The sequence below is a fragment of the Acidocella aromatica genome, assembly GCF_014201825.1.
Lineage (GTDB): Bacteria > Pseudomonadota > Alphaproteobacteria > Acetobacterales > Acetobacteraceae > Acidocella > Acidocella aromatica.
The window spans coordinates 1-23,358 of record NZ_JACHFJ010000018.1; the positions used below are offsets into that span (position 1 = coordinate 1).

The window sequence follows — 23,358 nt, forward strand, 5'->3', positions numbered from 1 at the left end:
TGTGCCCTGGGGCATGCCCCAGGGCACATTGAAACCACCTCAACCATCAAGCATGAAGGGGAAAGACACTGCGCCTGAGCGCGAACAAAAAGGGGGGCACGTCAGTTGAGGCATTCGTCACGGAACCGGCCGTTGAAGCTCTCGATGAACCCGTTTTGCTGCGGCTTGCCAGGTACGATGTAGTGCCACAGCACCGAGCGCTGGGACTCGCTGGTGGCCAACGGCTCTGCGTGGCACGACAGGCTGCCCAACAAGTTGTTCGACAAGACAGAACCGGACGGTTTCGCACCCGCCTCGCAGATCGTGGATTATCTCGTGGAATACGCCGAGGAGCTGGACGCACCGCCGCTGCCGCCGGGTGCATTGCCGTTCAAGCGCGAAATTGCGTAGCTGTTACAAAAGTTTTGGGGACGCGGGAACTTTTTCAAAAAGTCCCGAAATCCTTTGCAGCTTTTTGAAAAAATCTGCACCAAAAACTTTTGGAACTTTACCTCAGAGACTATTTCAGAAGTCGCTCTGGTGAGTGGTCCGGGCATGATTTTCGAGCACCGGGGCGCAAAAATCGCACCCAGACGGCCACCAGAGTAGACTTCCGGAACAGTCTCTTAACGGAAGGCGTCGAGCTTCTGGTAGTACCACATGCCCAAAGCGAGCATCTGGTTGCCCAGGAACCGCCCCACCGGCAGCCGCCATTGCCAGGCGCTGGAGAAAACATCGAAATCCCGCGTATCGCCGGTCATGGCCTTGGCCATTACCTCGGCCACGATATGCGAGGTGGCGATGCCATGGCCGGAATAGCCCTGCGCGTAAAACACGTTGGACGCCAACCGGCCCAGCTGCGGGATGCGGTTGATGGTGATGCCATCCTGCCCCTGCCAAGCGTAGTCGATACCGATGCCCTTGAGCTGCGGGAAGGTTTTTTCGATAGCCGGGCGGATCTGCGCCGCGATGTCCTTGCTCTCGCCGCCGGTATAGTTGGTGCCGCTGCCGAAAAGCAGGCGGCGGTCGGCGGTCAAGCGGTAATAATCCAGCACGAAGCGGGTGTCGTACACCGCGATGTCGGTGGGGAGAATCTCCTTGGCCTGCGCCTCGGAGAGCGGCGCGGTGGCGACGATGCCGAGTGTCGCCGGGAAGATCAGCCCGCCCAGCTTGCGCTGGCCCAGCCGATGATAACCATTGCCCGCCAGCAGCACCTGGGCGGCGCGCACCGAGCCATGCGCCGTCACTACCTTCGGGCGCGGGCCGTCTTCGATGCGCAGCACCTTGGTGTCGGTGAAGATCTGCGCGCCCAGGCGCTGCGCGGCCTCGGCCTCGCCCAGGCAGAGATTGAGCGAATGCACATGCATGTTGCGCCGGTTATGCAGCCCGGCGCAGTACACATCCGTCCCCACCAGATCGCGCAGGGCGGTGCCGCGCACCAGCTCCACATCCCCGCCCATGCCGTGGGCCAGGATGTCCTTATACGTCGCCTCCAGCTCCGCCACGTGCGAGGGCTTGTAGGCGGCGTGCAGATGCCCGTGCTTGAGATCGCAGGCGATGCCGTATTTTTCCACGCGGCCCTTGATGATCTCTTGCCCGCGCCAGCGCAGATTCCACACGAAATCCTCGGCTGCCGCGCGGCCCAGCTTGCGGCTGAACTGCTTGACCATGGCGGCATCGCCGGAGAGCGAGCCGGTGATTTGCCCGCCATTGCGCCCCGTCGCCCCCCAGCCGATGCGCTCCGCCTCCAGCAGCGCCACGCGCAAGCCCCGCTCGCTCAGCTCCACCGCGCTGGCGACACCGGTGAACCCGCCGCCAATGATGACGACATCAACATCGAGATCGGCCTCCAGCCGGGGGAAAGACGGCCCGGTATTGCGGGTCGCCGCGTAGTAGGAGCGGGGATAGTCTTGCGCCATGAAAGCGGTTCTCTCTGGATAAGGGTCAGGCGGGGAAGGCGAATTGCGCGGTCTCGCGCACGCCGCCAGTGGGCCAGCGCTGGCTGATGGTCTTGCGCCGCGTGTAGAAGCGCACGGCATCCGGGCCATAGGCGGAAAGATCGCCAAACAGCGAACGCTTCCAGCCGCCGAAGCTGTGATACGCCACCGGCACCGGCAGCGGCACGTTCACGCCCACCATGCCGACCTTGATGAGATCGGTGAAGTAGCGGGCGGCCTCGCCGTCGCGGGTGAAGATGCAGGTGCCGTTGCCGTATTCATGCGCGTCGATCAGGTCCATCGCCTCCTGCAGCGAGTGAGCGCGCACCACGCACAGCACGGGGCCGAAGATTTCATCCTTGTAGATGCTCATCTCGGGCGTCACATGGTCGAACAGCGTGCCGCCGAGGAAATAGCCCTGCTCGTGGCCCGCCACTTTCAGCGTGCGGCCATCCACCACCAGGGTCGCGCCTTCGGCGACACCAGCATCCACATAGCCGCGCACCTTCTCGAAATGCGGCTTGCTGATGAGCGGGCCCATCTCGGCGCTGGCCTCGGTGCCGGGGCCGACCTTGAGGCTGGCAAGCGTGGTGGAGAGCTTGGCCACCAGGGCGTCGGCAACCTCGTTACCCACCGCCACGGCCACCGAGATGGCCATGCAGCGCTCGCCGCAGGAACCATAGGCGGCCCCCATCAGCGCGCTCACGGCGTTGTCGAGATCGGCGTCGGGCATGATCACGGCGTGGTTCTTCGCGCCGCCCAGGGCCTGCACGCGCTTACCATTGGCGCTGGCGGTAGCGTAGATATACTCGGCGATCGGCGTGGAGCCGACGAAGCTCACCGCCTGCACGCGCTTATCGGTCAACAGCGTGTCCACCGCCTCCTTGTCGCCGTTCACCACGTTCAGCACGCCCGGCGGCACGCCCGCCTCCAGCGCGATCTGCCCGATCAGCAGCGCCGCGCGCGGGTCGCGCTCGGAGGGCTTGAGCACGAAGGTGTTGCCGCAGGCCAGGGCCGCCGGGAACATCCAGAGCGGCACCATGGCCGGGAAGTTGAACGGGGTGATGCCCGCCACCACGCCCAGCGGCTGGAACTCGGACCAGCTATCGATGCGCGGGCCGACATTCTTGCTGTGCTCGCCCTTCAGCAGCTCGGGGATGTAGGTGGCGAATTCCACATTCTCGATGCCGCGCTGCAGCTCGCCACGGGCATCATCCGTCACCTTGCCATGCTCGGCGGTGATGGCGGCGCAAATCTCATCCGCGCGTTCCTCCAGCAAACGCTGGAAGCGGGCGAGGATGCGGGCGCGCTTGACGGGGATGGTATCGCGCCAGGCGGGGAAAGCGGCCTCGGCGGCGGCGATAGCCGCCTCCACCGTGGCTTGGCTCGCCAGTTCCACCTTGCCGGAGACGGCGCCGGTGGCGGGGTTATAGACATCCTGCAGGCGGGCCTGCGGGCACGAGACGATCTGGCCGTTGATCAGATGGGCGGTGGGAGTCGTCATAATCTATCAGTCTTTCTTGCGTATCAGGCGAGCGAGGTGATGGCGTCGGCCACGGCGTTGAACAGGCCTTCGAGGTCGCTCTTCTCGGCGATGAAGGGCGGGCCGAATTGCAGCGTGTCGCCGCCGTAACGCACGTAGTAGCCGGCCTCCCAGCATTTCTTGGAAATCTCCCAGGGGCGGCGGGCGGGCTCGCCGGGGGCGGCCTCGATCTGCACCGCGCCGGCGAGGCCGAAATTGCGGATGTCGGCGACGTATTTCAGCCCCTTCAGCCCGTGCAGCAGATCCTCGAACACCGGGGCGAGCGCGTTCACGCGGCCGGCCATGTCGTCCTTCTCGAAGATCTCCAGCGCCGCGAGACCGGCGGCGCAGGCCAACGGATGGCCGGAATAGGTGTAGCCATGCGGGAACTCGACGAGATAGTCATGCCCGCCAGCGGCCATGAAGGTGTCGTGGATTTCATCGGTGGCGATGACCGCGCCCATCGGCACCACGCCGTTGGTCAGCGCCTTGGCGCAGGTGATGATATCCGGGGTGACGCCGAACACCTGGGCGGCGAAATTGCCGCCGGCGCGGCCGAAGCCGGTGATGACCTCGTCGAAAATCAGCAGGATGTTGTGCTTGGTGCACAGCTCGCGCAGGCGCTTCAGATACCCCTTGGGCGGCACCACCATGCCCGCGGACCCGGAGAACGGTTCCACGATCACCGCCGCGATGGTCGAGGCGTCGTGCAGCCCCACCAGTTCCTCCAGCGCGTCGGCCAGCTCGGCGCCATGCTCGGGCAGGCCCTTGGTGAAACGGTTCTGCGGCAGCAGCGTGTGGGGCAGATGGTCGACATCGCCCAGCGAGCCAAACAGCTTGCGGTTGCCTACGATGCCGCCGACGCTGGTGCCGCCGTAATTCACGCCGTGATAACCCTTCACGCGGCCGATCACGCGGGTCTTGGCGGCTTGGCCCTTCTGGCGCCAATAGCCGCGCGCCATCTTTATCGCCGTGTCGGCGGATTCGGAGCCGGAATTGGTGAAAAACACATGGTTCAGCCCCTCGGGCGCCAGCGCCGCTACCTTGGTGGCGAGCTTGAAGGCCAGCGGATGACCGAACTGGAAGTTCGGGGCGAAGTCGAGTTCCGCGACCTGCTCGGCAACCGCCTTCACGATCTCGGGACGGCGATGGCCAAAACCGGTGCACCAGAGGCCGGAGAGGCTGTCGAACACCTTGCGGCCCTTGCCGTCGATGAAATGGCAGCCCTCGGCGGCCGTCATCATGCGCGGATTGGCCTTGAACTCGCGGTTGGCGGTGAAGGGCATCCAATAGGCGTTCAGCTCGTCCCGGCTGAGGCCGGCCGCCGCTTGGCGGTGGGCCGCGTCGTGCGAATCATAGGGTGACATGGTGCGTCTGTGCTCCCGGCAGATGGAGAAGAAGGTGGAGCGAGACTAAGCGGGGAATTTGGTCCAATAAATCTAAACTTGATTACATTTAGTTATGTGCATACTTACGCAATGCCGCCTATAGCTCGCCTGAACGAAGCCGATCTGCGGCTGCTACGTATCTTTCGCACCGTGGTGGAGTGCGGCGGGTTCAGCTTGGCCGAGGCGGAGCTGAATATCTCCCGCCCCGCCATCAGCCAGCACATGGCCGACCTCGAACAGCGCCTGGGGCTGATATTGTGCCAGCGCGGTCGGGCGGGGTTCCGGCTAACGGAAGAGGGGCAGGCCGTTTACGAGGCATTGCTGCGGCTGCTGGCGGCGGTGGAGAATTTCCGTACCGAGATCAACGCCGTGCATGCGCATCTGCGCGGGGAGCTGAATATCGGGATCACCGATAACCTCGTTACCTCGCCGCGCATGCGCGTGACCCGGGCGCTGCGCGCCCTGAAGACGCGAGGGCCGGATGTGCGGGTAAATATCCGGATGATCCCGCCGAGCCAGATCGAGCGTGGCGTGCTGGACGGGCAATTGCATGTCGGCATCACGCCAGCGGGGCGGACCCTGCCGGGGTTGCGCGAACTGCCGCTTTACGATGAGGTCTCGCATTTGTACTGCGCGGCGGAGCATCCGTTTTTCTCGCGCGGGGATCTGAATGAGGCGAGCATCGCGGAGGCAGATGCCGTGGCACCTTCCGGCTTGGCTGGCATGCCGCGCCTGCGCATCACCGCAACCGCCACCGACCGCGAAGGCGTGGCGTTTCTTATTCTGACAGGTTGCTATATCGGTTTTTTGCCCACGCATTACGCACGCCAATGGGAGGAGCGCGGGTTAATGCGGGCGATCAGGCCTGACCTCTATGTTCAAGCAGTTGAGTATCAGGCCGTGACCTTGCGCAGCAGTCATCCGAATTTGGTTTTATCCACGTTCATGAGACTTTTGGACGAGGCGGGCTGAGGCTATAAAACTGGTCGCGGGAACCCACAGCCATTTATACCGAACTCGGCGCCCCCTTCCCACTGACACCGCAACGCCCCTGAAAGCGGCAAAACCAGCCACCAAGTCCACGACAATGACCGAGAGAGGGGGCGCAGAGGCAGTATCCAAACCGCCCATAGTCCGGATGGATACTTAATGGCACCAATAAATGTCGCATGAAACAATTAACGACCCGCTTGCCTTCATTGCCGCTCCAGAACAGACAAAATGCGATGAACATATGTAGCCATGGCTGAAGCAACAGTTCATGCATGATTGAAGGAGGCACTCGGGCGCCTCACCACTTATGACCAAGCCAGGCACAACACGGCGCTCTCCTTCAAATCGACCGTTGATTGACCCGCCGGGATAGTTCCTCGGCGCTTTCTTTACGCTCGCTGTAGCGATCAACCAAGTAATCCGCGCAACCACGGGTCAGCAGGGTGAACTTCACCAGCTCCTCCATGACGTCCACGATGCGGTCGTAATATGGGGAGGGCTTCATGCGGTCGTTCTCATCGAACTCCGCGAAGGCTTTTGGTACCGAGGACTGGTTGGGAATGGTGATCAGGCGCATCCAACGGCCGAGAATACGGAGCTGGTTGACTGCGTTGAAGCTCTGAGACCCGCCGCTGACCTGCATCACAGCGAGCGTCTTTCCCTGGGTCGGCCGCACGGCTCCCAGCGAAAGCGGAATCCAGTCGATCTGCATTTTCATGATTCCGGTCATCGCGCCATGGCGCTCGGGCGAACACCACACCATGCCCTCGCTCCAGGTCACCACATCACGCAGCTCCTGAACTTTGGGATGACTTGCCTCAACGTCGTCCGGCAATGGGAGGCCGGACGGGTTGAAGAGCCGTGTCTCGGCACCGAAACGGCGCAGGATCCGCGCGGCCTCCTCTGTGACGAGGCGGCTGAATGAGCGCGCCCGCAGCGAACCGTAAAGCAGCAGGATGCGCGGTGGGTGGCCTAGCCGGGGCGGAGTGAGCAGGCGGTCTTCATCGACCGCCCTGAAGCTGGCCTCATCCAGATTCGGCGTCATGTCCTCGACCATGAGTGTCGGTCCCATCAGCGCGCCTCGTACCAGCCCTTGGACACCGTCACGAGCTTGACCACCAGCAACATCACCGGCACCTCGATGAGGACACCGACGACGGTTGCCAAGGCCGCCCCGGATTCGAACCCGAACAGGCTGATGGCGGCAGCCACCGCCAACTCAAAAAAGTTCGACGCACCGATAAGCGCCGAAGGGCAGGCGATATTGTGTTTCTCGCCAACGGCGCGGTTCAGCACATAGGCCAACGTCGAATTGAAGAAGACCTGGATGAGGATCGGCACGGCCAGCATAACGATGACCAGCGGCTGCCTCAGGATCGCCGCCCCCTGGAAGGCGAAGAGCAGCACCAGCGTCAGCAGCAGGGCCGCGATCGACCACGGCCCGATCTTGACCATGGCGGCGTCAAAGGCCGCCTGTCCCTTGGCAAGCAGGCGCCAGCGCCAGAGCTGGGCGAGGATGACCGGGATAACGATGTAGAGCGCCACCGAGGTAATCAAGGTGCCCCACGGCACTGTAATGGCCGAAATCCCCAGCAGCAGCCCGACGATGGGCGCGAAGGCGAAGACCATGATGGTGTCGTTCATGGCGACCTGGGACAGGGTGAACAGCGGATCCCCGTTGGACAGGCGGCTCCACACGAAAACCATGGCCGTGCAGGGTGCCGCGGCCAGCAGGATAAGTCCGGCAATGTAACTGTCGATCTCGCCCGCCGGCAGCAGCGGGCGAAACAAATGCCCGATGAAGAGCGAGGCCAGAAGCGCCATGGAGAATGGCTTGACCAGCCAATTGACGAAGAGCGTGACGCCAATGCCCCGGACATGCCGCCTGACCTCGTGCAATGCACCGAAATCAACCTTCACCAGCATCGGGATGACCATCACCCAGATGAGCAGGCCGACGGGGAGATTGACCTGGGCGATTTCCATCCGGCCAATGGCCTGGAATAATCCGGGCGCCACTTGGCCGGCGAAAATGCCGGCGACGATGCACAGGAAAACCCAGACACTCAGGAAACGTTCAAAAACGCTCATCGGCGCGCCTGCGGCCACTTTCGCGGTAACTTCACATTGGGCAGACATAGGCGCTCCTTACAGGCCGAGGGCTTCACGGATAGCGGGAACCAGCCGGGCGCGAATGTCATCCCGAACCTGTACGAAGCTTTCCAGAGGCTCGCCATGCGGGTCATGAAACGCCATGTGGATGCGTGGCACTGGCTTTGGAAAAATCGGGCAATTTTCCTTGGCATTGTCGCAGACGGTCACCACGAGATCGATGGCCTCATTCATCACGGCATCCATATCCTTCGGGTAAAGCCCATCGGTTGGCAGCCCCGCGCGTTTCAGTGCTTCGATGGCGCCATCAGCCACTTTCGGCTGCGGGTGCGTACCGGCGGACAGAGCGCGAACCTTTCCGGCAAGATCGTGATTGAAGATCACCTCCGCCATCTGCGACCGGCATGAATTTCCGGTGCAGAGGATGAGAACCGTCTTTTGTGTCGTCATTTTCTGCGCGTCGTTCATGGCGTCACCTGCTTCCCGGCTGCATCCACTACAAGTTCACCATCCTCCTTGGTGAAGGCGCCGCCCTGCGGATTTGGCAGGATATCCAGCACCACCTCCGACGGGCGGCACAGCTTCACGCCAAGCGGCGTGACCACGATGGGCCGGTTGATGAGGACCGGGTGCGCCATCATGGCATCGATCAGCTGATCATCCGTTAGGGCGGGATCGTCCAGCCCCAGCTCGTCATAGGGCGTTCCCTTGCGGCGCAGCAGCTCGCGTACCGGGACGGCCATCCGGTGAATAAGGCCCACCAGATCCTCCTGGCTGGGCGGGGTTTTCAGGTACTCGATGATCCTCGGCTCTTCGCCGCTATTGCGGATCAGGCCGAGCACATTACGCGATGTACCGCAGTTCGGGTTATGGTAAATGGTTACGATCACGATGTTGTCTCCTCAGTGCCGTCAGGGCGGCGTACGGCCGGTCACGCGCAAGTTTGTACCAAGAGCAATTTTATCGATGCTTACGACCAGCGTATTGCGCGACGCGCCAAAAGCAGGGCAGTTCCAAGAGCTTGCCCGCAGAGAATGCTCGAAAATGCGCAGCACCATCCTTACGAAGAATCGACTCTGCCATGATCGACCTGCCGCTGTTACCTGTGCAAAGAAACAGTACGTTATAAATGCGGTCAAACATCGGCGTTCTCCTCGTTGATTGTTATATGTTCAATTTGTCTTGAACGAGGGACGAGTTGTCGCAGGTACCAACACCGCATGCAGCCGCGTCTCCCTGGCAGCAATTTTCTGTCAGATAGGCCAGAAGGGCATTCATGGCCGGGTATTCGGCGGCATAGATTAACGAGCGCCCCTCCCGTCGAAACGTCACCAAGCCGGCGTGGCGAAGCTGGTTGAGGTGAAACGAGAGGGTATTACCAGGCACACCAAGCCGCTCAGCTATCTGGCCGGCAGGCAACCCATCCGTCCCAGCTTGCACCAGCAAACGAAACACATCCAGGCGGGAGTCCTGGGCAAGCGCCGCAAGAGCCGCGACAGCCCTATTCTTTTCCATTATTCGAATATATTGGAATCATAGTATTTTGCAAGTGGGTGTACCAAGCGAAGCAGAAGCTCGTCTTGTGCGAGATGGGGCCGGACTAACGAGTAGATCTGGTTTAGGGGGCCAAGCCCTCATCACCCACACCTAAGCGGGTTGGGCTCGGCATAGGACGTCATCCGGTACCACCCGGTATTCCTTGACCTTCCCGCCCAGCAACTCGGTGGTCGGCACGCCACACCTCCCTGGCGCCCCACGCGGCACCCCGGTTGAAGGATTGGATCAAGCTTTTCACGATGTTTGGCTGGACAGGAGCATAGGCCATCAGGTTCGGGATTTCGAGTTACATTGCCCTAAGCCTGCCCTAGGGTTCTAGAACGCCAAAAGCCATCCGAGGGTGGATTTATGTAGCTGATTTGGTTTGATTTTTTGGTTGCGAGGGCATGCAGCCACTCATACCGAACAAGGGTAATCCTCAGCAGACGTAGTTCAGCTTAAGTATCACCTGACTTGGCATACACCACGCCCCAAGCGACTGGCGTCAGGGACATGACCAAGCATCCATTCAACCAACGTGCCAACAATGACCTCAAAGGCTGCTCGAAAATGGCTCGCCAAAGTCGGAGCGCAAATATTTTATCTGGCAGGCCTGTTACAGATCACACATGCAATTGTGCTACCAATCCGAGCACAGGGAAGTGTACCACGAGATCGATGACACTGAACCCCTGAGTACGGAGGGCATCGCGGTAAAGGCGCAACTGCGGCAGGTAGCTTTGAGCACGCGCGGCGGCGGCGGCGCCAGGGTAGCTCTTGTGGTCGATGATCACCACGCCACCGGCATGGCGGATCAGCGCATCAAGGCGCCCATGCACCTCCTCGCCCGAGGACAAACGAACTTGCACCGGCCATTCCCGGATGATCTCCGGCGCTTCATAGTTTGCCTGGGTATACGCCCAAAACCGGTCGGCGGCGGTCAGGCAATCCTCCACCGCCAAACCGCTCTGCCACACGCCTAACAGGCGTTCGGCAAGAGCCAGACGTTCGCTAAGCGGACGTCCCGGGTCATCGGCGGCGAGAAAGCGGTGCAGCACCTCCCCGACTTCCTCGCGCGCGGCTCCTCCCCTATTAGTCAGCTGCTCACCCAGCCGGGTCAATGTGACCTTGGCTGCTGTTTCTCCCTCTGCGGTGCTGGGCGTCACGCGCAACGCCGGAAAGCTTGGCACCGCGCCACGGGGCCAAACGAGCCTTGTGATAGCGCCGGGGACGGGCGGCGTTTCCGGTTCGGTGGCTTTGATGCCTATCGTCTCAAGCTCCCCTGCCAGCCCTGGCGCAAAGCTATCGAGCCAAGGTGTCTTGGCAGGCAGGGCCAGAATCAGCATATCGCGCGCGCGGGTGACGCCGACATAGGCCAAGCGCGTCTCCTCGCGCTTCTGCCGTGCCTCCGCAGCTTTGAACAGCGCGGTTGCAGCGGCTTGCTCCACCAGGGGGACGCCTGCGCTCTGCCGGCCATAGGGCCAGGGCCAGTAGCGCACCCAGCGCCCGGTCAGCGGAGCCTTCGGATCCGGGGCGGCAATGTCGCTCTCCACGTTCACGCCAAAAGCGCGGGTCTCGAAGGTCTTGTCCAGTTGCGCCATCACCACCAGCGGCCATTCCAGCCCCTTGGCGCGGTGATAGGTGAGTATCGTGACCGCGTGTTCTGAGGCGGCCTCGGGCTGACCAGGAGCTATTTCAAGCGTATCCAGCCAGGCAATAAACCCGCCCGCAGTGGCTGCTTGGCGCAGGGAACGGCAATGGTCCTCGTAGGTCTGGGCGGCAGCACGCAGGGCCTCAAGATTGGCCAGCCGCTGCCGCGCCCCCGGCCAACGCGTGATGAGCGGCAATATTTCGGCGCGGGCTAAAGCCTCGTCTAGCGCCGCCAATGGGGGCAACCCACATGCGTCTTCAGGCGCATCGTCCAGCGCGGCCACACGCGGCGAGGTGATGGTTTGTGCGCTCACCGCCTCGCTCAGCCAGTTCTGACCACTCAAATGCGCGATCTCGGCGGCGGCGAGCGTGTCGCGCGTATCGGCCAAACGGCGCAGGCAAGCCAGGGCCAGACGCACTTCCGGCGTGACCAGCAACCCATCGCGCTGCGCCGTCACCTCTACGCCATGTGCGTTCAACGCGGCGGCCAGTGTGGCGATGACTTTGTTGTCCCGGCAAAGAATGGCGATATCGCCCCCACGCACGGCGCGGACTATCCCGGTCTGCGGGTCCATGATCTGCGGGCGGTCCGGGGCGACGAGCAATGCGGCCACCTGCCCAGCCAAAGCGGCAAGGCGGTCACCTGCATTCTTGCCATCCAGACGCCAGCCCTGCACGGATGTGGGGGCATTGGCATAGTCTTTGCGGTACGGCTGCAACGCCACCACCTCTTTGGCCATGCCCTGCGCCCCGAAGATGGGCACGAACAAACTATTAGCGAACTCGACCAGCGCGGGGCGCGAACGACGTGAGGTGGAGAGGATATTCTCTGGTTTAGGCGTGCCGCCCAAATGGGCGAGCATGGCGTCCATCAGCGCCGGGTCGGTGCCGCGAAACCCGAAGATCGCCTGTTTGGGGTCGCCCACCCAGACGCTCTTTTTCGCCAGCGCGCCGAGCCGCAGGAATAAAGCGAGCTGCAGCGGGCTGGTATCCTGGAACTCATCGACAAACAGCGTATGCAGCCGGGCGGAGAGTTCCTCGCGCACCTCCGCATTGGCCTCCAGCAGGCCGAGCAGGAGCGTCTCCTGATCGGTAAAATCGATCAACCCCGCCTCGCGCTTGTGCTCTGCGTAGTCGTCCAAAGCCTTGATCGCGGTATCGAACGCCGCGTTGACGATCTTCTCGAGGTCGGCGCGCAGGCGGGGGTGCCCGTGGTGCATCGCGGCGGCGGCGAGGATGGGGGCAAAATCCTCGCGCCTCTTGGCGCCGGGCGTGAGTTTGGCCAGACGTGCCCAATCGGCCCAAGCAGGATAGCGCTTTTCGCTCAGGGCAAAATGAGCGCCGGCCTCCTGCACGGCCTTGAGCGCCTTGCGTGTGCTATCGGTTTCCGCATCCAGATCCCAGCCTTTCGCCGCCTTGAGCAGACGCTCCATAGCCTTGAACAACGCGGTGTCCAGCGTCTCGGCATCGGGGGCGGGCTTGCCGAGCAGGGCCAACAGCCCATCCAGCGAGCGCTGGCGGCTAACCTCGAGGGCTTTCCCATTGAGGCCGTTGGCCCGCGCGGCGGTGACAATTTGCGACGCGGCCTTCTGCCAATCACCACTCCACGCCGCCTCGCCAGACAGGCCCAGGCGATAGGCGGCATCATGAGCCGCCTCCTCGCGCGTGGCGGCGGCGTTGGCGAGCACGGCGGCCAGCATCTGTTCAGCGCCCCCCGCCTCGAGCACGGTGAGGGCGGGAGAGAGCCCTGCCTCGAAGGCGAAGTCCCCGAGCAACCGCCCGCATACGCTGTTCACGGTACCGATCAGCGCCTCGTGCAGCGGCATTTCGCTCATGCCCTTCGCGGCCAATTCCCCCTGCACGCGCAGCAGGATTTCGCCCGCGGCCTTCTTGGTGAAGCTGGTGGCCAACACACCCGCCACAGGCGCGGCTTCGTCGCGCAGGGTACGAATGATGTCTTGGGTAAGGCGGTAGGTCTTGCCGGCGCCCGCTCCGGCCGTGACGATGGTCAGATTATCCAGGCTCATGCGCTGATCCCGCAAAGCGATGCGTAGTTACAGAAACGGCAAGGGGCTTCGATGGCGAGGCCGCGTTCATCTTCCGCGGGAGGCTCTATGCCTGCCGCCACCACCTGCCCGGCTTTCAGTGCCTTCAAGGCATCGGCGAAGTCGATCATGGCGCTTTGCCAGCAAGCAGCCAGATCGCCCCCCTGAACCTGGGCATCGGGGAAAGGATAAATGTCGGCCGCCAGCAGGCGCTGCTGGCGCAGCAGGTAGTAGGCGGCCGTTGCCCCCTTGCCGACGAGCCACGCATAGGCGGCCAATTGCAGCGCGGTGTTTTCCGAAAGGCGCGAGGCGTAATGCTTGGCCGAACTGGTCCATTTGGCATCCAGCACGAGCTTGCCCTTGGCGCCCTCGAACAACAGGTCCAGCCGTCCGCCTAGCGTACCTACCTGACCGGGTAAGGCGCGGGTGAAACTCTCTTCCGCTCCCACTAGGCGCAGTTTAGCGCTGGCCAGCTTGGCGGTGAGATCGGCCATCGCCTGGCTGATGCGCGTCCGCGCCCGCCCATAGAACGTGGCGTAATCGGGCTTGAGCAGCGGCGCGGCCATCTCGGGGGCCAGACGTTCGAACAAAGCTTGCGCCTTGGCGGCGGCATCAGTGGGGCTGGCGTAGCCATTGGCAAACACCTGATGCATCACCTCGTGCAGGAGCGTTCCCACCATCTGGTTGGGGCTGGGCAACGCGGCGGGGCCACGGGCATACAGCTTGGCCTTGTAGGAGAGGACCCAGGCCAGCGGACAGCCAAGCAGCTTCTCCAGGCCGGAAGGGGACTCCATTTCCCGCGGGCCGATCAGCTTGGCGGGTACGGCCCAGTCCCGCCGCGGGGCGGGCGGCATGAGGGGCGGCAGCCTTTCAGTGAACAGTTGCACCCCGGCGACCATGCCACCAGCTTGCAGCTCTTGCGCCTCCGTCCAGGCGCCGCGCAGAGAAGCGCCAAAGCATCCAGCCAGCAGGCCGAGCAGCGGATGGGGCTGGGCGGCCTCTTCACCGCCGCGCGGGCTGACGAGGATCAAGCGCTCGGAGGTCAGACTGATGGCACGAACCAAACCCAGGCGCGCCCGCTTGGGCGCCAGATCATTATCGGGCTCCAGCCCGCGCCCACGCATCCAGGCATGCTCATGCAGCCGCCAGGGCGAGGCCGCTTGCGTGGCGGCCGGACCCAGCCACCAGAATGTTGCACTGGCCGTGTCAAGGCGCGCGGTGGGGCTGGAGAAAGCGCGCCAGGGTGCTGCCTCCGGTGCGGCAAGAGTAACATCGCCCGAGGCCACCGTTTCCAGCATACGCCCCAACAGCACCGGGCTCAGCCGCTCGATGCCGCTACGAGCGATTGCGCGTTCCAGGGCATTGGCCGGGCCAGCTTCCTCGGGGCGTTGGCGGGCCGCGGCCCAATTGGCAATCCGCCGGCAGACGGAGAGAATGGTTGCGGCGGGCAGGTTGTCCCTCGGGGAAAAGCGCATGGCGGGCAGCCAGTCGGCGATATCCTGTACCCGCCGCTGGGCCCGTTTCTCGCGCTCCTGTGGTTCGATGCCGCATGTCTCATCGGTGGCCAACTTGGCCAAACGCGCGGCCTCGACGGCTTCGCGGTACTGCACGCCCCCATGACCGGGATGGGCGCTAATCGCATCGATCAGGAAGCGCGTGGCCCCACCCAGCGGATGCTCAGGCAGTTGTAGAAATTCCAGGGCCGCGGCCGCATCGAATGGTTCCCAGTGCAGGGCCAAGGCCAAAGAAAGCAGCTGCGCCCCCACCGTGGGCCCCGTGAGCGCCGCGGCACGGGGCAGATGCCGGGCGCGCAGCAACAACGGCAAGGGGGAAGCATCTCCCCCGAGCAGCGCGGTGTTGAATGGCAAGCTGGGCAGCATGGTGGAGATAATGTCGGCACAATCGGCACCGCCATCCCCGGTAAGCAGCGTCAGGCTGCCATCCCCCTGCCATGTGGCGGCTTCACCGGTGACAAACCAGCGTTGCAGCGCACCGAGATCGCCCTTGGCTTGAGTTGCGGGCAGGACATGAGGCGTGGCGTTCAAGCGGGTAAGGAGGTTGCGCCAGAGCGGCGGCCAAACCTCCAGCGGCTCCAACAGCATGAGGCGCGGCAGAGAGGCCGCCAAAGGCGCGTTCAGCAGCGTGTGCAGGATGTCGGGCTGCCCAACGGGCAAAGGCGGCAGAGCGGCGAGATCAGCCACGCGCGGCGGCATGGAAGCATCCACCGTACCATCCCATCCGGCCAAGCACAGATCATCACGCAACCAAAGCACGCGCCGCGCCGTGGCCCAGGGATCAACCGCGAAAGAAGCTGACCAGAACCGCCCCGGCAGCGCCGCCAGAGCGGCATAAGCGGCGGCGATGCGCTCCGACTCGGGGGCGGGCCTGCACTCCTGCCCCAGCCATTGGCCGAGCAGATCCAGCAGGCCAAGCGGCCCGGCGATGGCGGTGAGCGGCGGCAAGCCAAGCGGCGCTGGTGCGCCGTCCAGCCCGGCGCCGAAGATCAGGGTGGTCATGCCGTGCGCATCGCAATGGCGGGCTGGAACAGAGCCTTCAGCCCGGCAGGCGCGACGACCTCGACCGCCTCACCCCAGGTGTAGAGATGCCAGGAGAGCTCCAACATGCCGCCGCAGGTGAAGCATACGAGCAACGAACCATCAGCCTGCGGGGTGGTGGTCTGGGTCGGGTGGAATTGCCATTCCGCCGCATCCTCCGCGGCGCTGGAGGCGAAGCGCAGCACCACCTCCTGCGCCGGCTCCTGGAACACACCGAAGGAGCGTGAGGCATAGGCAGCGAGGTCGAAAGATTGGGGGCTGAACCCGTCCTCAAGCACATTGAGATTGTCCAAACGGTCCAACCGCCAGAGGCGCACATGCGTGCCCGCTTCGGTATGTGCCACCAGATAGGCGCGGCGGCCATAAAGCACGCCATAGGGGCAGAGCACGCGTGCGCTCGCCTCGGTGGCGCCGGCCTGCCGGTAGCGGGCGGAGAGTTTGCGAAAGCCCAGCACAGCCTCGCGGATCATGCCTAGCATCTCGCGGTCCAGCTTCTGCCGCGGCCCAGGATGCATGGCCACGCCCTCGGCTTGCAGCAACGCTTCGATATCCGGTTCCACTTTACGCAGCGTTTCGGGCGCGAACATGGTGCGCAGGCAAGTTAGAGCCTCGCGCACATCGCCGGCACGGGCATCGTCGCCACTCGCGGCGAGATCGCGTGCCAAGGTCTCCAGCGTGCCCAGCGTGCCATGGCTGGGCGGCACTTGCGGAATCGTGCGCGGCGGCAAGCGCCAATGGCGAACTCGATTTTCATCTTCTTTATAGCTCAGCTCTGGAAGCAGGGTGGAAATTTGCTCGCGCAAACGCTCAACCGTGCGGCGGGAAACGCCAAGCTCGTCGCGCATCTGTGTCATGGTAACGCCGTAGCGAGAAGTGGATAAAAGCTGTACCAAACGCAGCAGGCGGGTCGAGGGATCGTAGCGCATGGGACAATGATCGTTCCGTTTTCAGAGGATGGCAATCCAGCTCACATCAGGCGACCAAAACCCATGCCGCGCGCGGGGCCGAGGCGGCTTTCCATTTCGGCGGCGAGCAGGGAGAAGGCGCGGGCGGCATCGACCGAGTCGTCGAGCAGGACCATGCGCTTGGCCACGCGCGAGAAATCCGCGGGCGTCAGGCGGTCGAGTGTCGCCAGCCGTTCCGGGGCGGGCGCAGTGAAAGTCTTGGCAAAAAGCCGCGCGGTTTGCGCCGGCGCGAGATAATCAAAGCGCACATGCAGCAAGAAGCGGCGCAGGCTGGCGGCATCCAGCCCCTCGGGCAGATTCGTGGTGCATACGAACGGTTGCGGATGCGTCTCCATCCAGGTCAACATTTCATTGACCTGGGAAACCTCCCAGTTCCGCACCGCGCGCTCGCGTCCGCCAAGCAGGGAGTCGGCCTCATCAAAGATCAGGAACTTGCCTTCGTCGCGCGCCTGGGCAAAGGCGGCCGCGATGTTACGCTCGGTCTCACCTACATAGCTGCCGAAAATATCCGAGCCGCGCTTTTGCAGCACACCCAGCCCCATTGCGGCGGCCAGATGCCGGGCGAAGGCGCTCTTCCCCGTGCCTGGCGGACCGGACAGCAACAGCGAGACGCCACGCGGCGCACCGGGGCGCGTGAGGCGCGCCACCAGGGCTGCGAGATCGAGATCAGCGCGGCTATAGGCCGGATCGTAAATTCCTGGCAGCTCGGCAGCCTCAGGGGCGGGCAGCACGCCATGCCCCATGGCCTTGGCCAAGCCGCGGGCCACGCGGGTGGCAGTGCGAGCTTCGCCACCCGCCAGTCGGGCCGCGCGCAAGGCATTGCGCGCCACCGCCGGCGCGGTGGGGATCAGCCCGGCGAGATCCTGCGCCATGGGTTCATCCAACGCCACGCCTTCGGCCTCGGCCAACTCGCACCACAACTCGGCGCGGCGCGAACGCTCGGGCAGCTTCACCTCCAGGCACAGACTCATGCGGCGCAACACGGCGGACGAAAAGGCCGTGATATCGTTGGCCGCCCAGATCACCGGTACGCGCGCGCTTTCCATTAGCCTGTGGATGAAGATCTTCGGCGTCGCGCTACGTTCAAACGGGCTGGTGCGGAAGATGTCTTCTGCCTCGTCGAACAGATACAGCGCCCGTTCACCACCGCTCACGCGCTGGGCCATCAACAGGTCGTTCATACGCTCGCTGCGATTGGGCTCCTCGCCGTGCGCGTCGGCCTCGCCAATGACATAAAGCGGGGCGCCAAGCAGCTTGGCCAGCGTGGCGGCGAACTCGGTCTTGCCGGTGCCGGGCGGGCCGTAGAGCAAGATATGCACGGCGGCCTCGGTGCCTTGCGCATCGAGCACGGCACCCAGCAGCGCCCGGGCAATCTCCGAATCCTCGCCCAAATGGCTGAAGGCCGTCCAGGGCAGATGAGCCTGGCGCGGGGCGCCAAGCAGCTGGGCGCGCATGCTCTCGCCGGTTTCACCACAGGCATAGATCAGGCTGCGCAACCGGTCGGGGAGCATGATGTCGCCATCTTCATCAAGCCGGATGCTGCCGGAGACGGTAAGCGCGCCGCTGGGCAAGAAGCGCTTGGCCACATCGGCTTGCGGCTGGTTCAGCATGATGGCGAAATTCTCGCTGTAGCGGCGCAGGCAGCTGGTGCGCCCACGCGCCATGGAGAACAGATCAAACAGGCGCTCGCAATCATTATCGGTGCGGTAGCGGAAGATGATGCCCAGCAGGGCGGCATCCATCGCCTCCAGCCCCAGGGCACGGCACACGGCGGCAAGCCCGGCGGCAGCGGGGCCAGTGGTTTCACGCAATTCCTGATGGCGTCGGAGCAGCACCTTACGCAGTTTCGCCCATTGCAGGGGTGTGACGGACGTCGGCTGCCTCCCGTTCAGCCGCAAGCCTTCGAACTCTTTCTCCCCCACCCCGAAGCGCACGCGCTTGGAGGCCAGCCAACGGATGAATTGCGGCACTTCCGGCTGGGTATGGTCGAGCGCCGTCATGGTGTTGAGGGCGTAACCGAGCAGAGCGGCGGTTTCACCAGGGCAATGGGAGAAGCGCGAGGGGGGGGGCTCGTCGGCCTCCAAATCCAATTCCAACTCCTCGAGCGCGCTGCGGAAGCTGCGGGTCATCGCGATCTCCTTTTTAATTCAGGGGGAAAATCCCCGTTCCGCGCACGGCCTGGGCCGGCGCAATCAATTTAAAAAAAGTTTTGGCCTTCCGGCCGTGCGCGATGAATACGCCTCACATCCGTCAAAAACGGACGCATGTGAGGCAAGGTGGTCGAAAAAATCAGAAACAGGGATCAGAGGATGACAGGGTAATGCGCCCTGCCCCAGGGCAGGGCGGGATGATTCATCATGAGGTCGATGAACAAAGGAATCAGAAAGGTCAGGATCGCCGCGCCGTCGCGGACCTGAGATCGGTTGACCGTGCTGTTCCAGGTGGCGCCACCATGCATCAGTTGATTCCGCAGCACGTAGAGTCTGTCGAACAGGGTAGTTAGTACCGCCAGCGTATTCTGCTGCGCCAGGGCCTGTTGCGCCTGCTGGCGGGCGGCGGCGAATTTCTGCTCCCAATCGTCATATCCGAACAACTGGTTTTGGTGGTTCCAAAAGCGATGGTAGACGAACTTATTGTCAAGCAGGAGACGAATGGGGCCCGAAAACCGGTGCCATAACGCATTATAGATCCGCTTTTCGGTATCAAGCGGCACCAGCTTGCCGAAATAATCCCTGAACAAGCTGCGTGCCGCGTTCGGTGTTGCCTCTCCCAGGTCTTCGGCATAGGCTGCGTTGAAGGCTATCCAGAGGAAAATGAAACGGGCATCGTTATCGTCACCGCATTGCTCCGCCCTATCCAGCCAGCTCAACGCCCGGTGCACACGCAGAGACAGATTCTCATGAAACCCATCACGCAGGGCGCGCTGCTTGGTCTTCAGCGAAGTGTAGTCAGGCAAACCAGTCATGTCAGGCGTGCTCCGGTCGGTAGTGATCGAGACCTGGGCAAATTCGCACGGTTCACGCCTCTCTACCAGGAGGGGGCGTTTTGGCTGAGAAGCTCCCCGGGCACAAACAAGACTAAAGACGTTGTCATGCTGAAGAAGCAGGCAAGTGCTAAGCATGATCGTTTTTCTGCTGTAGCACCTCCTTTTTCTAAAATAGTTTATCTCAATACAACTGGTTTAGCAGGCTGTTAAAAAACATTTTTCAAGGAGCTTAATGACGAAACAATAATTCGCACAGACGGTCATTAGCATAATATTGCTTCTTTGAAGCCTGTTCGAAAATTTTTTGTTCATTCGTCCATGCGGCGTGATCGCGGTATCCATCCGGCGTGAACCGCCTGCCGCGACTTCGTAGTGAGCGCTCATAACGGCGCTTGTATGAGCGTCATTATGAGCATGGGACGGTTTGGGATGGAGATTTTATCTGGGGTTGAGCGCCGGCGTCGCTGGCGGTTGGAGGAGAAGCTTCGGATTGTTACTGAGGCTGAGGCGTCTGGATCCGTGTTTGCCCATGTGGCCCGGCGTCACGATGTTTCTCGTGGTCAACTCTGGACATGGCGGCATCAGGTTCGCAGCGGAGAATTGGCTCCAACGCCGGTTGTGCCGGAATTTCTGCCCGTACGGGTGCTGGAGAGCGAAGGGAGCGCCGAGCGCCAGGTAAAATACGCTGATAAGCCGATGAGGGCGCCCGCGCCATGTGCGGCGCCGCCCGAGGCTCGAGCGGCGGAATTTGGTTCGGGCCGGATCGAGATCATCCTGCCGGATGGGACATGCGTGCGGGTCGATGACCAGGTGGGGACTGTAGCGCTGCGCCAGGTGATGGTGGTGCTGCGCGGATGATTCCGATGGCCTCTGGGGCGCGGGTGTGGCTGGCGTCTGGCCCTACCGACATGCGCCGTGGCATGCGCGGGTTGGCGCTGCAGGTGCAAGAAGGGCTTGGGCGCGATCCGTTCGCGGGCGATGTTTACCTCTTCCGCGGCCGCAGCGGTTCGCTGCTCAAGGCGCTCTGGCATGACGGCGTTGGCCTGTCACTTTATGCCAAGCGGTTGGATCGTGGAAAGTTCATCTGGCCGCAGACCGTGGACGGCGTCGTGGCGCTCTCACCCGGACAGATGGGTTATCTTCTTGAAGGCATTGATTGGCGGAATCCGCAGCAAAGCTGGCGCCCGCAAGCTGCGGGATAGCTGGAATTTGTGTCGCTGGAGTGCTGAATTCTGTAGCGTGACGCTGCGGGTTTATGATTCTATCAGGGTATGGATGTCGATCCTGCCGCACTGCCTGATGACATTGAGGCCCTGAAAGAGATCGCCCGCTCGGCGCTGGCGGCACTTGATGTTGCCCGAGCATCTGCCGCGCGAACGGATCGTTCTGCCGGGCCCCGATGCCTGCACATGCTGCGGCGGCAAGCGGCTGGCCAAGCTGGGTGAGACGGTGACCGAGACGCTGGAGAGCGCACCGCGCCAATACAAGGTGCTTCAGTATGTCCGGGAAAAATTCACCTGCCGCGATTGCGAGACGATAAGCCAGACGCCGGCACCGTTCCACGTCATCCCGCGCGCCTTCGCAGGTTCCAGCCTGCTGGCGATGATCGCGCATGAGAAATTTGGCCAGCACCAGCCGCTCAACCGCCAGTCTGAGCGCCTCGCTGCCGAAGGTGTTGCGCTCAGCGTCTCGACCTTGGCCGATCTGGTGGGCGCCGCCTGTGTCGCGCTGGGGCCGGTGTTCCGGCACATGGAAGCCACCGTGTTGGCGGCCGCGCGCGTGCATGGCGGTGCCGGTGCTGGCGCGTGGCCAGACCGCGATCGCGCGCGCCTGGGTCTATGTCCGTGACGACCGGCCATTCGGCGGTGCCGGGCCGCCCTGTGCGGTATTTTACTACTCTCGAGACCGGAGCGGGATTCACCCACAGACGCATCTGGCCCGGTACAGCGGTATCCTCCAGGCAGATGCCTATGGCGGCTACAACAAACTTTACGAATCCGGCCGCTCGCCCGGGCCCATCATCGAGGCTGCCTGCTGGTCACACGCGCGCCGGAAATTCTTCGAACTGGCCGATATCGCGAAGAACGCCAAGCGCAAGGCGCAGGGCCGCACGCCTGCCTTCATCGCGCCTATGGCGCTGACCGCGGTGCAGCGGATCGACGCTTTGTTCGAAATCGAACGGGCAATTAACGGTAACCGGCCGCCGAGAGGTTGACTGTGCGCCAGGACCTCAGCGTCGGGCTCGTCGCCGATCTTGAGACCTGGATGCGGGTCGAGCGCGCCAAACTCTCGCGCCATAATGATGTTGCCAAGGCGATGGATTACATGCTTACCCGCTGGGCATCCTTCACGCGCTTCCTGAGCGACGGGCGGATTTGCCTGAGCAACAACGCGGCGGAGCGCGCCATCCGCAGCCTGGCCCTGGGGCGCCGCAACTGGCTGTTCGCCGGCTCTGATCGCGGCGGGCAGCGTGCCGCAATCATGTACAGCCTGATTACAACGGCAAAAATGAACGGCATCGATCCACAGGCATGGCTCGCCGACGTCCTCGCCCGTATCGCCAATCATCCAGCGCATAGGCTCGATGAATTGATGCCCTGGAATTGGACTGGGCCACGAACCCCGGCGGAGCACCGCGCAGCATGACCACGCAGTTGAACAAGATTTGCGCGATCAAGACCATCGCGCTCGTCGCCCAGGAGATGGGGGAGGATGAGCAGTGGTTACACGAAATCATCGATGAAATGGAACCAGAAGACGGGTTGATCTGGGTCTATGGACCCGATGGGGAAGGCACCCCAGCTTTCTCCGACTTCGGCATCGAAAACCTGGAAGATATCATCAGGGAACGCCGGCGCCCAAAAAAGTAGTTCCCGCGTCTTTCACCGGATGTATACCATTTGGCCCCGGCTACAGTCCGAACTCCTTGCGCACGGCCTCGGTGATCATCGAAACATGGTCATCCATCAGCCATTTCCCGATCTCGGCGCGGGAGCCTCTGGCATCGGCCAGAACGCCGCTTTGGCGTAAGTAGCCCGGCGGGGCGGGGATGATGTCGTAAGGCGGGAAGCTTGCGCGCCCCTCCTGCGGAATTTTGCTTTCATCCACGAGGTCCGGGCGCAGCAGCAGCATCAGCGAGGTTTCTATCAGGCTCGCATGTTCCAGCTCGGTACCGGGGAAGCCATTGGGGAAGATGCGCTCCAGCGTCTCCTGCTTCACAAAGTCCCAGTATTCCAGCCGCATCGCGATCACGTCCGTGATCCCGTCGCGCCGCAGCTCGCGCAGTGCCAAATCGAGCCCCTCCACGGCGGGCCAGGCGTTTTCGAAATGCCCGTTGATCAGCACGAAGCGTCGCGCGCCATGAGCGCCCATGTCGCGGATGATGTCGCGGATCATCAGGCTCAGCGTGTTGGCGTCCAGGCTTGTGGTGGCTGGAAAATTCTGTCCGCCGCCCGAGCGCGGCATGGATTTGTAGCCGTAGCTCAGCGTGGGGGCGACCAGCCCGCCGACATTGCGCGCCACGGCCTCGCACACGGCGGTAGGCAGGATCACGTCCACATTCAGCGGCAGATGTGGCCCGTGCTGTTCCGTGGCGCCGAGCGGGATGAAGATGATGCCCCCCGCTTCAATCTTGGCTTTCCATTCCGGCCAGGAGAGTTCGGCCATGAACACGCTTTCAACCATGTGCGG

The 23,358-nt window shown here is 63.0% G+C and carries 20 protein-coding genes and 2 pseudogenes; 6 read left to right on the forward strand and 16 right to left on the reverse strand.

Annotated elements, in window-relative coordinates:
* Positions 1 to 104 precede the first annotated feature (104 nt).
* Positions 105 to 194, reverse strand: a pseudogene (locus tag HNP71_RS13415) (integrase core domain-containing protein); the annotation flags it as partial.
* Between the two features lie 19 nt (positions 195 to 213).
* Between HNP71_RS13415 and HNP71_RS13420 the strand changes: the two are divergent.
* Complete coding sequence (locus HNP71_RS13420; protein ID WP_183267459.1) at positions 214 to 390, forward strand: hypothetical protein; 177 nt, start codon at positions 214 to 216, stop codon at positions 388 to 390.
* A gap of 215 nt (positions 391 to 605) precedes the next feature.
* Here HNP71_RS13420 and HNP71_RS13425 read toward each other — a convergent pair whose 3' ends face one another.
* Genes HNP71_RS13425 through HNP71_RS13435 form a run of 3 tightly spaced genes read right to left on the reverse strand, consistent with a single transcriptional unit; the run spans position 606 to position 4,724 of the window.
* Positions 606 to 1,898: an NAD(P)/FAD-dependent oxidoreductase gene (locus HNP71_RS13425; RefSeq protein WP_183267460.1), complete on the reverse strand. Its 1,293-nt coding sequence runs from the start codon at positions 1,896 to 1,898 to the stop codon at positions 606 to 608.
* A 25-nt stretch (positions 1,899 to 1,923) separates the two neighbouring features.
* Positions 1,924 to 3,420, reverse strand: a complete 1,497-nt coding sequence (locus HNP71_RS13430) for a CoA-acylating methylmalonate-semialdehyde dehydrogenase (RefSeq protein WP_183267461.1) — start codon at positions 3,418 to 3,420, stop codon at positions 1,924 to 1,926.
* Positions 3,421 to 3,443: 23 nt separating this feature from the next.
* Positions 3,444 to 4,724, reverse strand: coding sequence for an aspartate aminotransferase family protein (locus HNP71_RS13435; protein ID WP_246344230.1), 1,281 nt, complete (start codon positions 4,722 to 4,724; stop codon positions 3,444 to 3,446).
* A 192-nt stretch (positions 4,725 to 4,916) separates the two neighbouring features.
* Here HNP71_RS13435 and HNP71_RS13440 point away from each other — a divergent pair, with 192 nt between their 5' ends.
* A complete protein-coding gene (locus HNP71_RS13440; RefSeq protein ID WP_183267463.1) occupies positions 4,917 to 5,798 on the forward strand; it encodes a LysR family transcriptional regulator in 882 nt (293 codons plus the stop codon).
* A 361-nt stretch (positions 5,799 to 6,159) separates the two neighbouring features.
* On the opposite strand, the gene arsH is transcribed toward HNP71_RS13440, so the two are convergent.
* The 11 genes from arsH to HNP71_RS13495 all read right to left on the reverse strand — a co-directional run bounded on the left by arsH (position 6,160) and on the right by HNP71_RS13495 (position 19,647).
* Complete coding sequence (gene arsH / locus HNP71_RS13445; RefSeq protein ID WP_183267464.1) at positions 6,160 to 6,876, reverse strand: arsenical resistance protein ArsH; 717 nt, start codon at positions 6,874 to 6,876, stop codon at positions 6,160 to 6,162.
* A gap of 14 nt (positions 6,877 to 6,890) precedes the next feature.
* Entirely contained in the window at positions 6,891 to 7,910 is a 1,020-nt protein-coding gene (gene arsB / locus HNP71_RS13450) for an ACR3 family arsenite efflux transporter (RefSeq protein WP_456304190.1), read from the reverse strand.
* Between the two features lie 57 nt (positions 7,911 to 7,967).
* A complete protein-coding gene (locus tag HNP71_RS13455) occupies positions 7,968 to 8,399 on the reverse strand; it encodes an arsenate reductase ArsC (protein WP_246344227.1) in 432 nt (143 codons plus the stop codon).
* A complete protein-coding gene (gene arsC, locus HNP71_RS13460) occupies positions 8,396 to 8,821 on the reverse strand; it encodes an arsenate reductase (glutaredoxin) (RefSeq protein WP_183267466.1) in 426 nt (141 codons plus the stop codon). The genes HNP71_RS13455 and arsC overlap by 4 nt, the downstream gene beginning before the upstream one ends.
* 70 nt (positions 8,822 to 8,891) lie before the next feature.
* A complete protein-coding gene (locus HNP71_RS14270; RefSeq protein WP_281376903.1) occupies positions 8,892 to 9,074 on the reverse strand; it encodes an arsenate reductase/protein-tyrosine-phosphatase family protein in 183 nt (60 codons plus the stop codon).
* 21 nt (positions 9,075 to 9,095) lie between these two features.
* On the reverse strand, positions 9,096 to 9,446 hold the full coding sequence (locus HNP71_RS13470; RefSeq protein ID WP_183267467.1) for an ArsR/SmtB family transcription factor: 351 nt from the start codon (positions 9,444 to 9,446) through the stop codon (positions 9,096 to 9,098).
* 644 nt (positions 9,447 to 10,090) lie between these two features.
* Positions 10,091 to 13,144 (reverse strand): UvrD-helicase domain-containing protein, encoded by a 3,054-nt coding sequence (locus HNP71_RS13475; protein WP_183267468.1) that lies wholly within the window; start codon positions 13,142 to 13,144, stop codon positions 10,091 to 10,093.
* A complete protein-coding gene (locus tag HNP71_RS13480) occupies positions 13,141 to 15,678 on the reverse strand; it encodes a PD-(D/E)XK nuclease family protein (protein WP_183267469.1) in 2,538 nt (845 codons plus the stop codon). The genes HNP71_RS13475 and HNP71_RS13480 overlap by 4 nt, the downstream gene beginning before the upstream one ends.
* A complete protein-coding gene (locus HNP71_RS13485) occupies positions 15,675 to 16,571 on the reverse strand; it encodes a helix-turn-helix transcriptional regulator (RefSeq protein ID WP_183267470.1) in 897 nt (298 codons plus the stop codon). Before HNP71_RS13485 ends, HNP71_RS13480 begins: the two co-directional genes overlap by 4 nt.
* A 113-nt stretch (positions 16,572 to 16,684) precedes the next feature.
* Positions 16,685 to 18,811 carry an AAA family ATPase gene (locus HNP71_RS13490; protein ID WP_183267471.1) on the reverse strand — a complete coding sequence of 709 codons (2,127 nt, stop codon included), beginning with the start codon at positions 18,809 to 18,811 and terminating at the stop codon, positions 16,685 to 16,687.
* Between the two features lie 173 nt (positions 18,812 to 18,984).
* Positions 18,985 to 19,647 (reverse strand): HEPN domain-containing protein, encoded by a 663-nt coding sequence (locus HNP71_RS13495; protein WP_183267472.1) that lies wholly within the window; start codon positions 19,645 to 19,647, stop codon positions 18,985 to 18,987.
* Positions 19,648 to 20,097: 450 nt separating this feature from the next.
* Between HNP71_RS13495 and tnpA the strand changes: the two genes are divergently transcribed.
* The 4 genes and pseudogenes from tnpA (at position 20,098) to HNP71_RS13515 (ending at position 22,538) form a co-directional block, all read left to right on the forward strand.
* Positions 20,098 to 20,526 carry an IS66-like element accessory protein TnpA gene (gene tnpA / locus HNP71_RS14415; protein WP_408840927.1) on the forward strand — a complete coding sequence of 143 codons (429 nt, stop codon included), beginning with the start codon at positions 20,098 to 20,100 and terminating at the stop codon, positions 20,524 to 20,526.
* A 5-nt stretch (positions 20,527 to 20,531) separates the two neighbouring features.
* Positions 20,532 to 20,870, forward strand: a complete 339-nt coding sequence (tnpB, locus tag HNP71_RS13505) for an IS66 family insertion sequence element accessory protein TnpB (RefSeq protein ID WP_343062425.1) — start codon at positions 20,532 to 20,534, stop codon at positions 20,868 to 20,870.
* Positions 20,871 to 20,985: 115 nt separating this feature from the next.
* A pseudogene (gene tnpC / locus HNP71_RS13510) lies at positions 20,986 to 22,314 on the forward strand (IS66 family transposase); the annotation flags it as partial.
* Positions 22,311 to 22,538 carry a hypothetical protein gene (locus HNP71_RS13515; protein ID WP_183267475.1) on the forward strand — a complete coding sequence of 76 codons (228 nt, stop codon included), beginning with the start codon at positions 22,311 to 22,313 and terminating at the stop codon, positions 22,536 to 22,538. The pseudogene tnpC and the gene HNP71_RS13515, both read left to right, overlap by 4 nt.
* A 40-nt stretch (positions 22,539 to 22,578) precedes the next feature.
* On the opposite strand, the gene HNP71_RS13520 is transcribed toward HNP71_RS13515, so the two are convergent.
* Positions 22,579 to 23,352 carry a creatininase gene (locus tag HNP71_RS13520; RefSeq protein ID WP_183267476.1) on the reverse strand — a complete coding sequence of 258 codons (774 nt, stop codon included), beginning with the start codon at positions 23,350 to 23,352 and terminating at the stop codon, positions 22,579 to 22,581.
* Positions 23,353 to 23,358: the final 6 nt, after the last annotated feature.

Excerpts from the sequence above, each read along its gene's own strand:
- HNP71_RS13425 (WP_183267460.1), bottom strand. The coding sequence starts at position 1,898 with ATGGCGCAAGACTATCCCCGCTCCTACTACGCGGCGACCCGCAATACC.
- HNP71_RS13430 (WP_183267461.1), bottom strand. The coding sequence starts at position 3,420 with ATGACGACTCCCACCGCCCATCTGATCAACGGCCAGATCGTCTCGTGC.
- HNP71_RS13435 (WP_246344230.1), bottom strand. The coding sequence starts at position 4,724 with ATGCCCTTCACCGCCAACCGCGAGTTCAAGGCCAATCCGCGCATGATG.
- HNP71_RS13440 (WP_183267463.1), top strand. The coding sequence starts at position 4,917 with ATGCCGCCTATAGCTCGCCTGAACGAAGCCGATCTGCGGCTGCTACGT.
- arsH (WP_183267464.1), bottom strand. The coding sequence starts at position 6,876 with ATGGTCGAGGACATGACGCCGAATCTGGATGAGGCCAGCTTCAGGGCG.
- arsB (WP_456304190.1), bottom strand. The coding sequence starts at position 7,910 with ATGAGCGTTTTTGAACGTTTCCTGAGTGTCTGGGTTTTCCTGTGCATC.
- HNP71_RS13455 (WP_246344227.1), bottom strand. The coding sequence starts at position 8,399 with ATGAACGACGCGCAGAAAATGACGACACAAAAGACGGTTCTCATCCTC.
- HNP71_RS14270 (WP_281376903.1), bottom strand. The coding sequence starts at position 9,074 with ATGTTTGACCGCATTTATAACGTACTGTTTCTTTGCACAGGTAACAGC.
- HNP71_RS13470 (WP_183267467.1), bottom strand. The coding sequence starts at position 9,446 with ATGGAAAAGAATAGGGCTGTCGCGGCTCTTGCGGCGCTTGCCCAGGAC.
- HNP71_RS13475 (WP_183267468.1), bottom strand. The coding sequence starts at position 13,144 with ATGAGCCTGGATAATCTGACCATCGTCACGGCCGGAGCGGGCGCCGGC.
- HNP71_RS13480 (WP_183267469.1), bottom strand. The coding sequence starts at position 15,678 with ATGACCACCCTGATCTTCGGCGCCGGGCTGGACGGCGCACCAGCGCCG.
- HNP71_RS13485 (WP_183267470.1), bottom strand. The coding sequence starts at position 16,571 with ATGACACAGATGCGCGACGAGCTTGGCGTTTCCCGCCGCACGGTTGAG.
- HNP71_RS13490 (WP_183267471.1), bottom strand. The coding sequence starts at position 18,811 with ATGACCCGCAGCTTCCGCAGCGCGCTCGAGGAGTTGGAATTGGATTTG.
- HNP71_RS13495 (WP_183267472.1), bottom strand. The coding sequence starts at position 19,647 with ATGACTGGTTTGCCTGACTACACTTCGCTGAAGACCAAGCAGCGCGCC.
- tnpA (WP_408840927.1), top strand. The coding sequence starts at position 20,098 with ATGGAGATTTTATCTGGGGTTGAGCGCCGGCGTCGCTGGCGGTTGGAG.
- tnpB (WP_343062425.1), top strand. The coding sequence starts at position 20,532 with ATGGCCTCTGGGGCGCGGGTGTGGCTGGCGTCTGGCCCTACCGACATG.
- HNP71_RS13515 (WP_183267475.1), top strand. The coding sequence starts at position 22,311 with ATGACCACGCAGTTGAACAAGATTTGCGCGATCAAGACCATCGCGCTC.
- HNP71_RS13520 (WP_183267476.1), bottom strand. The coding sequence starts at position 23,352 with ATGGTTGAAAGCGTGTTCATGGCCGAACTCTCCTGGCCGGAATGGAAA.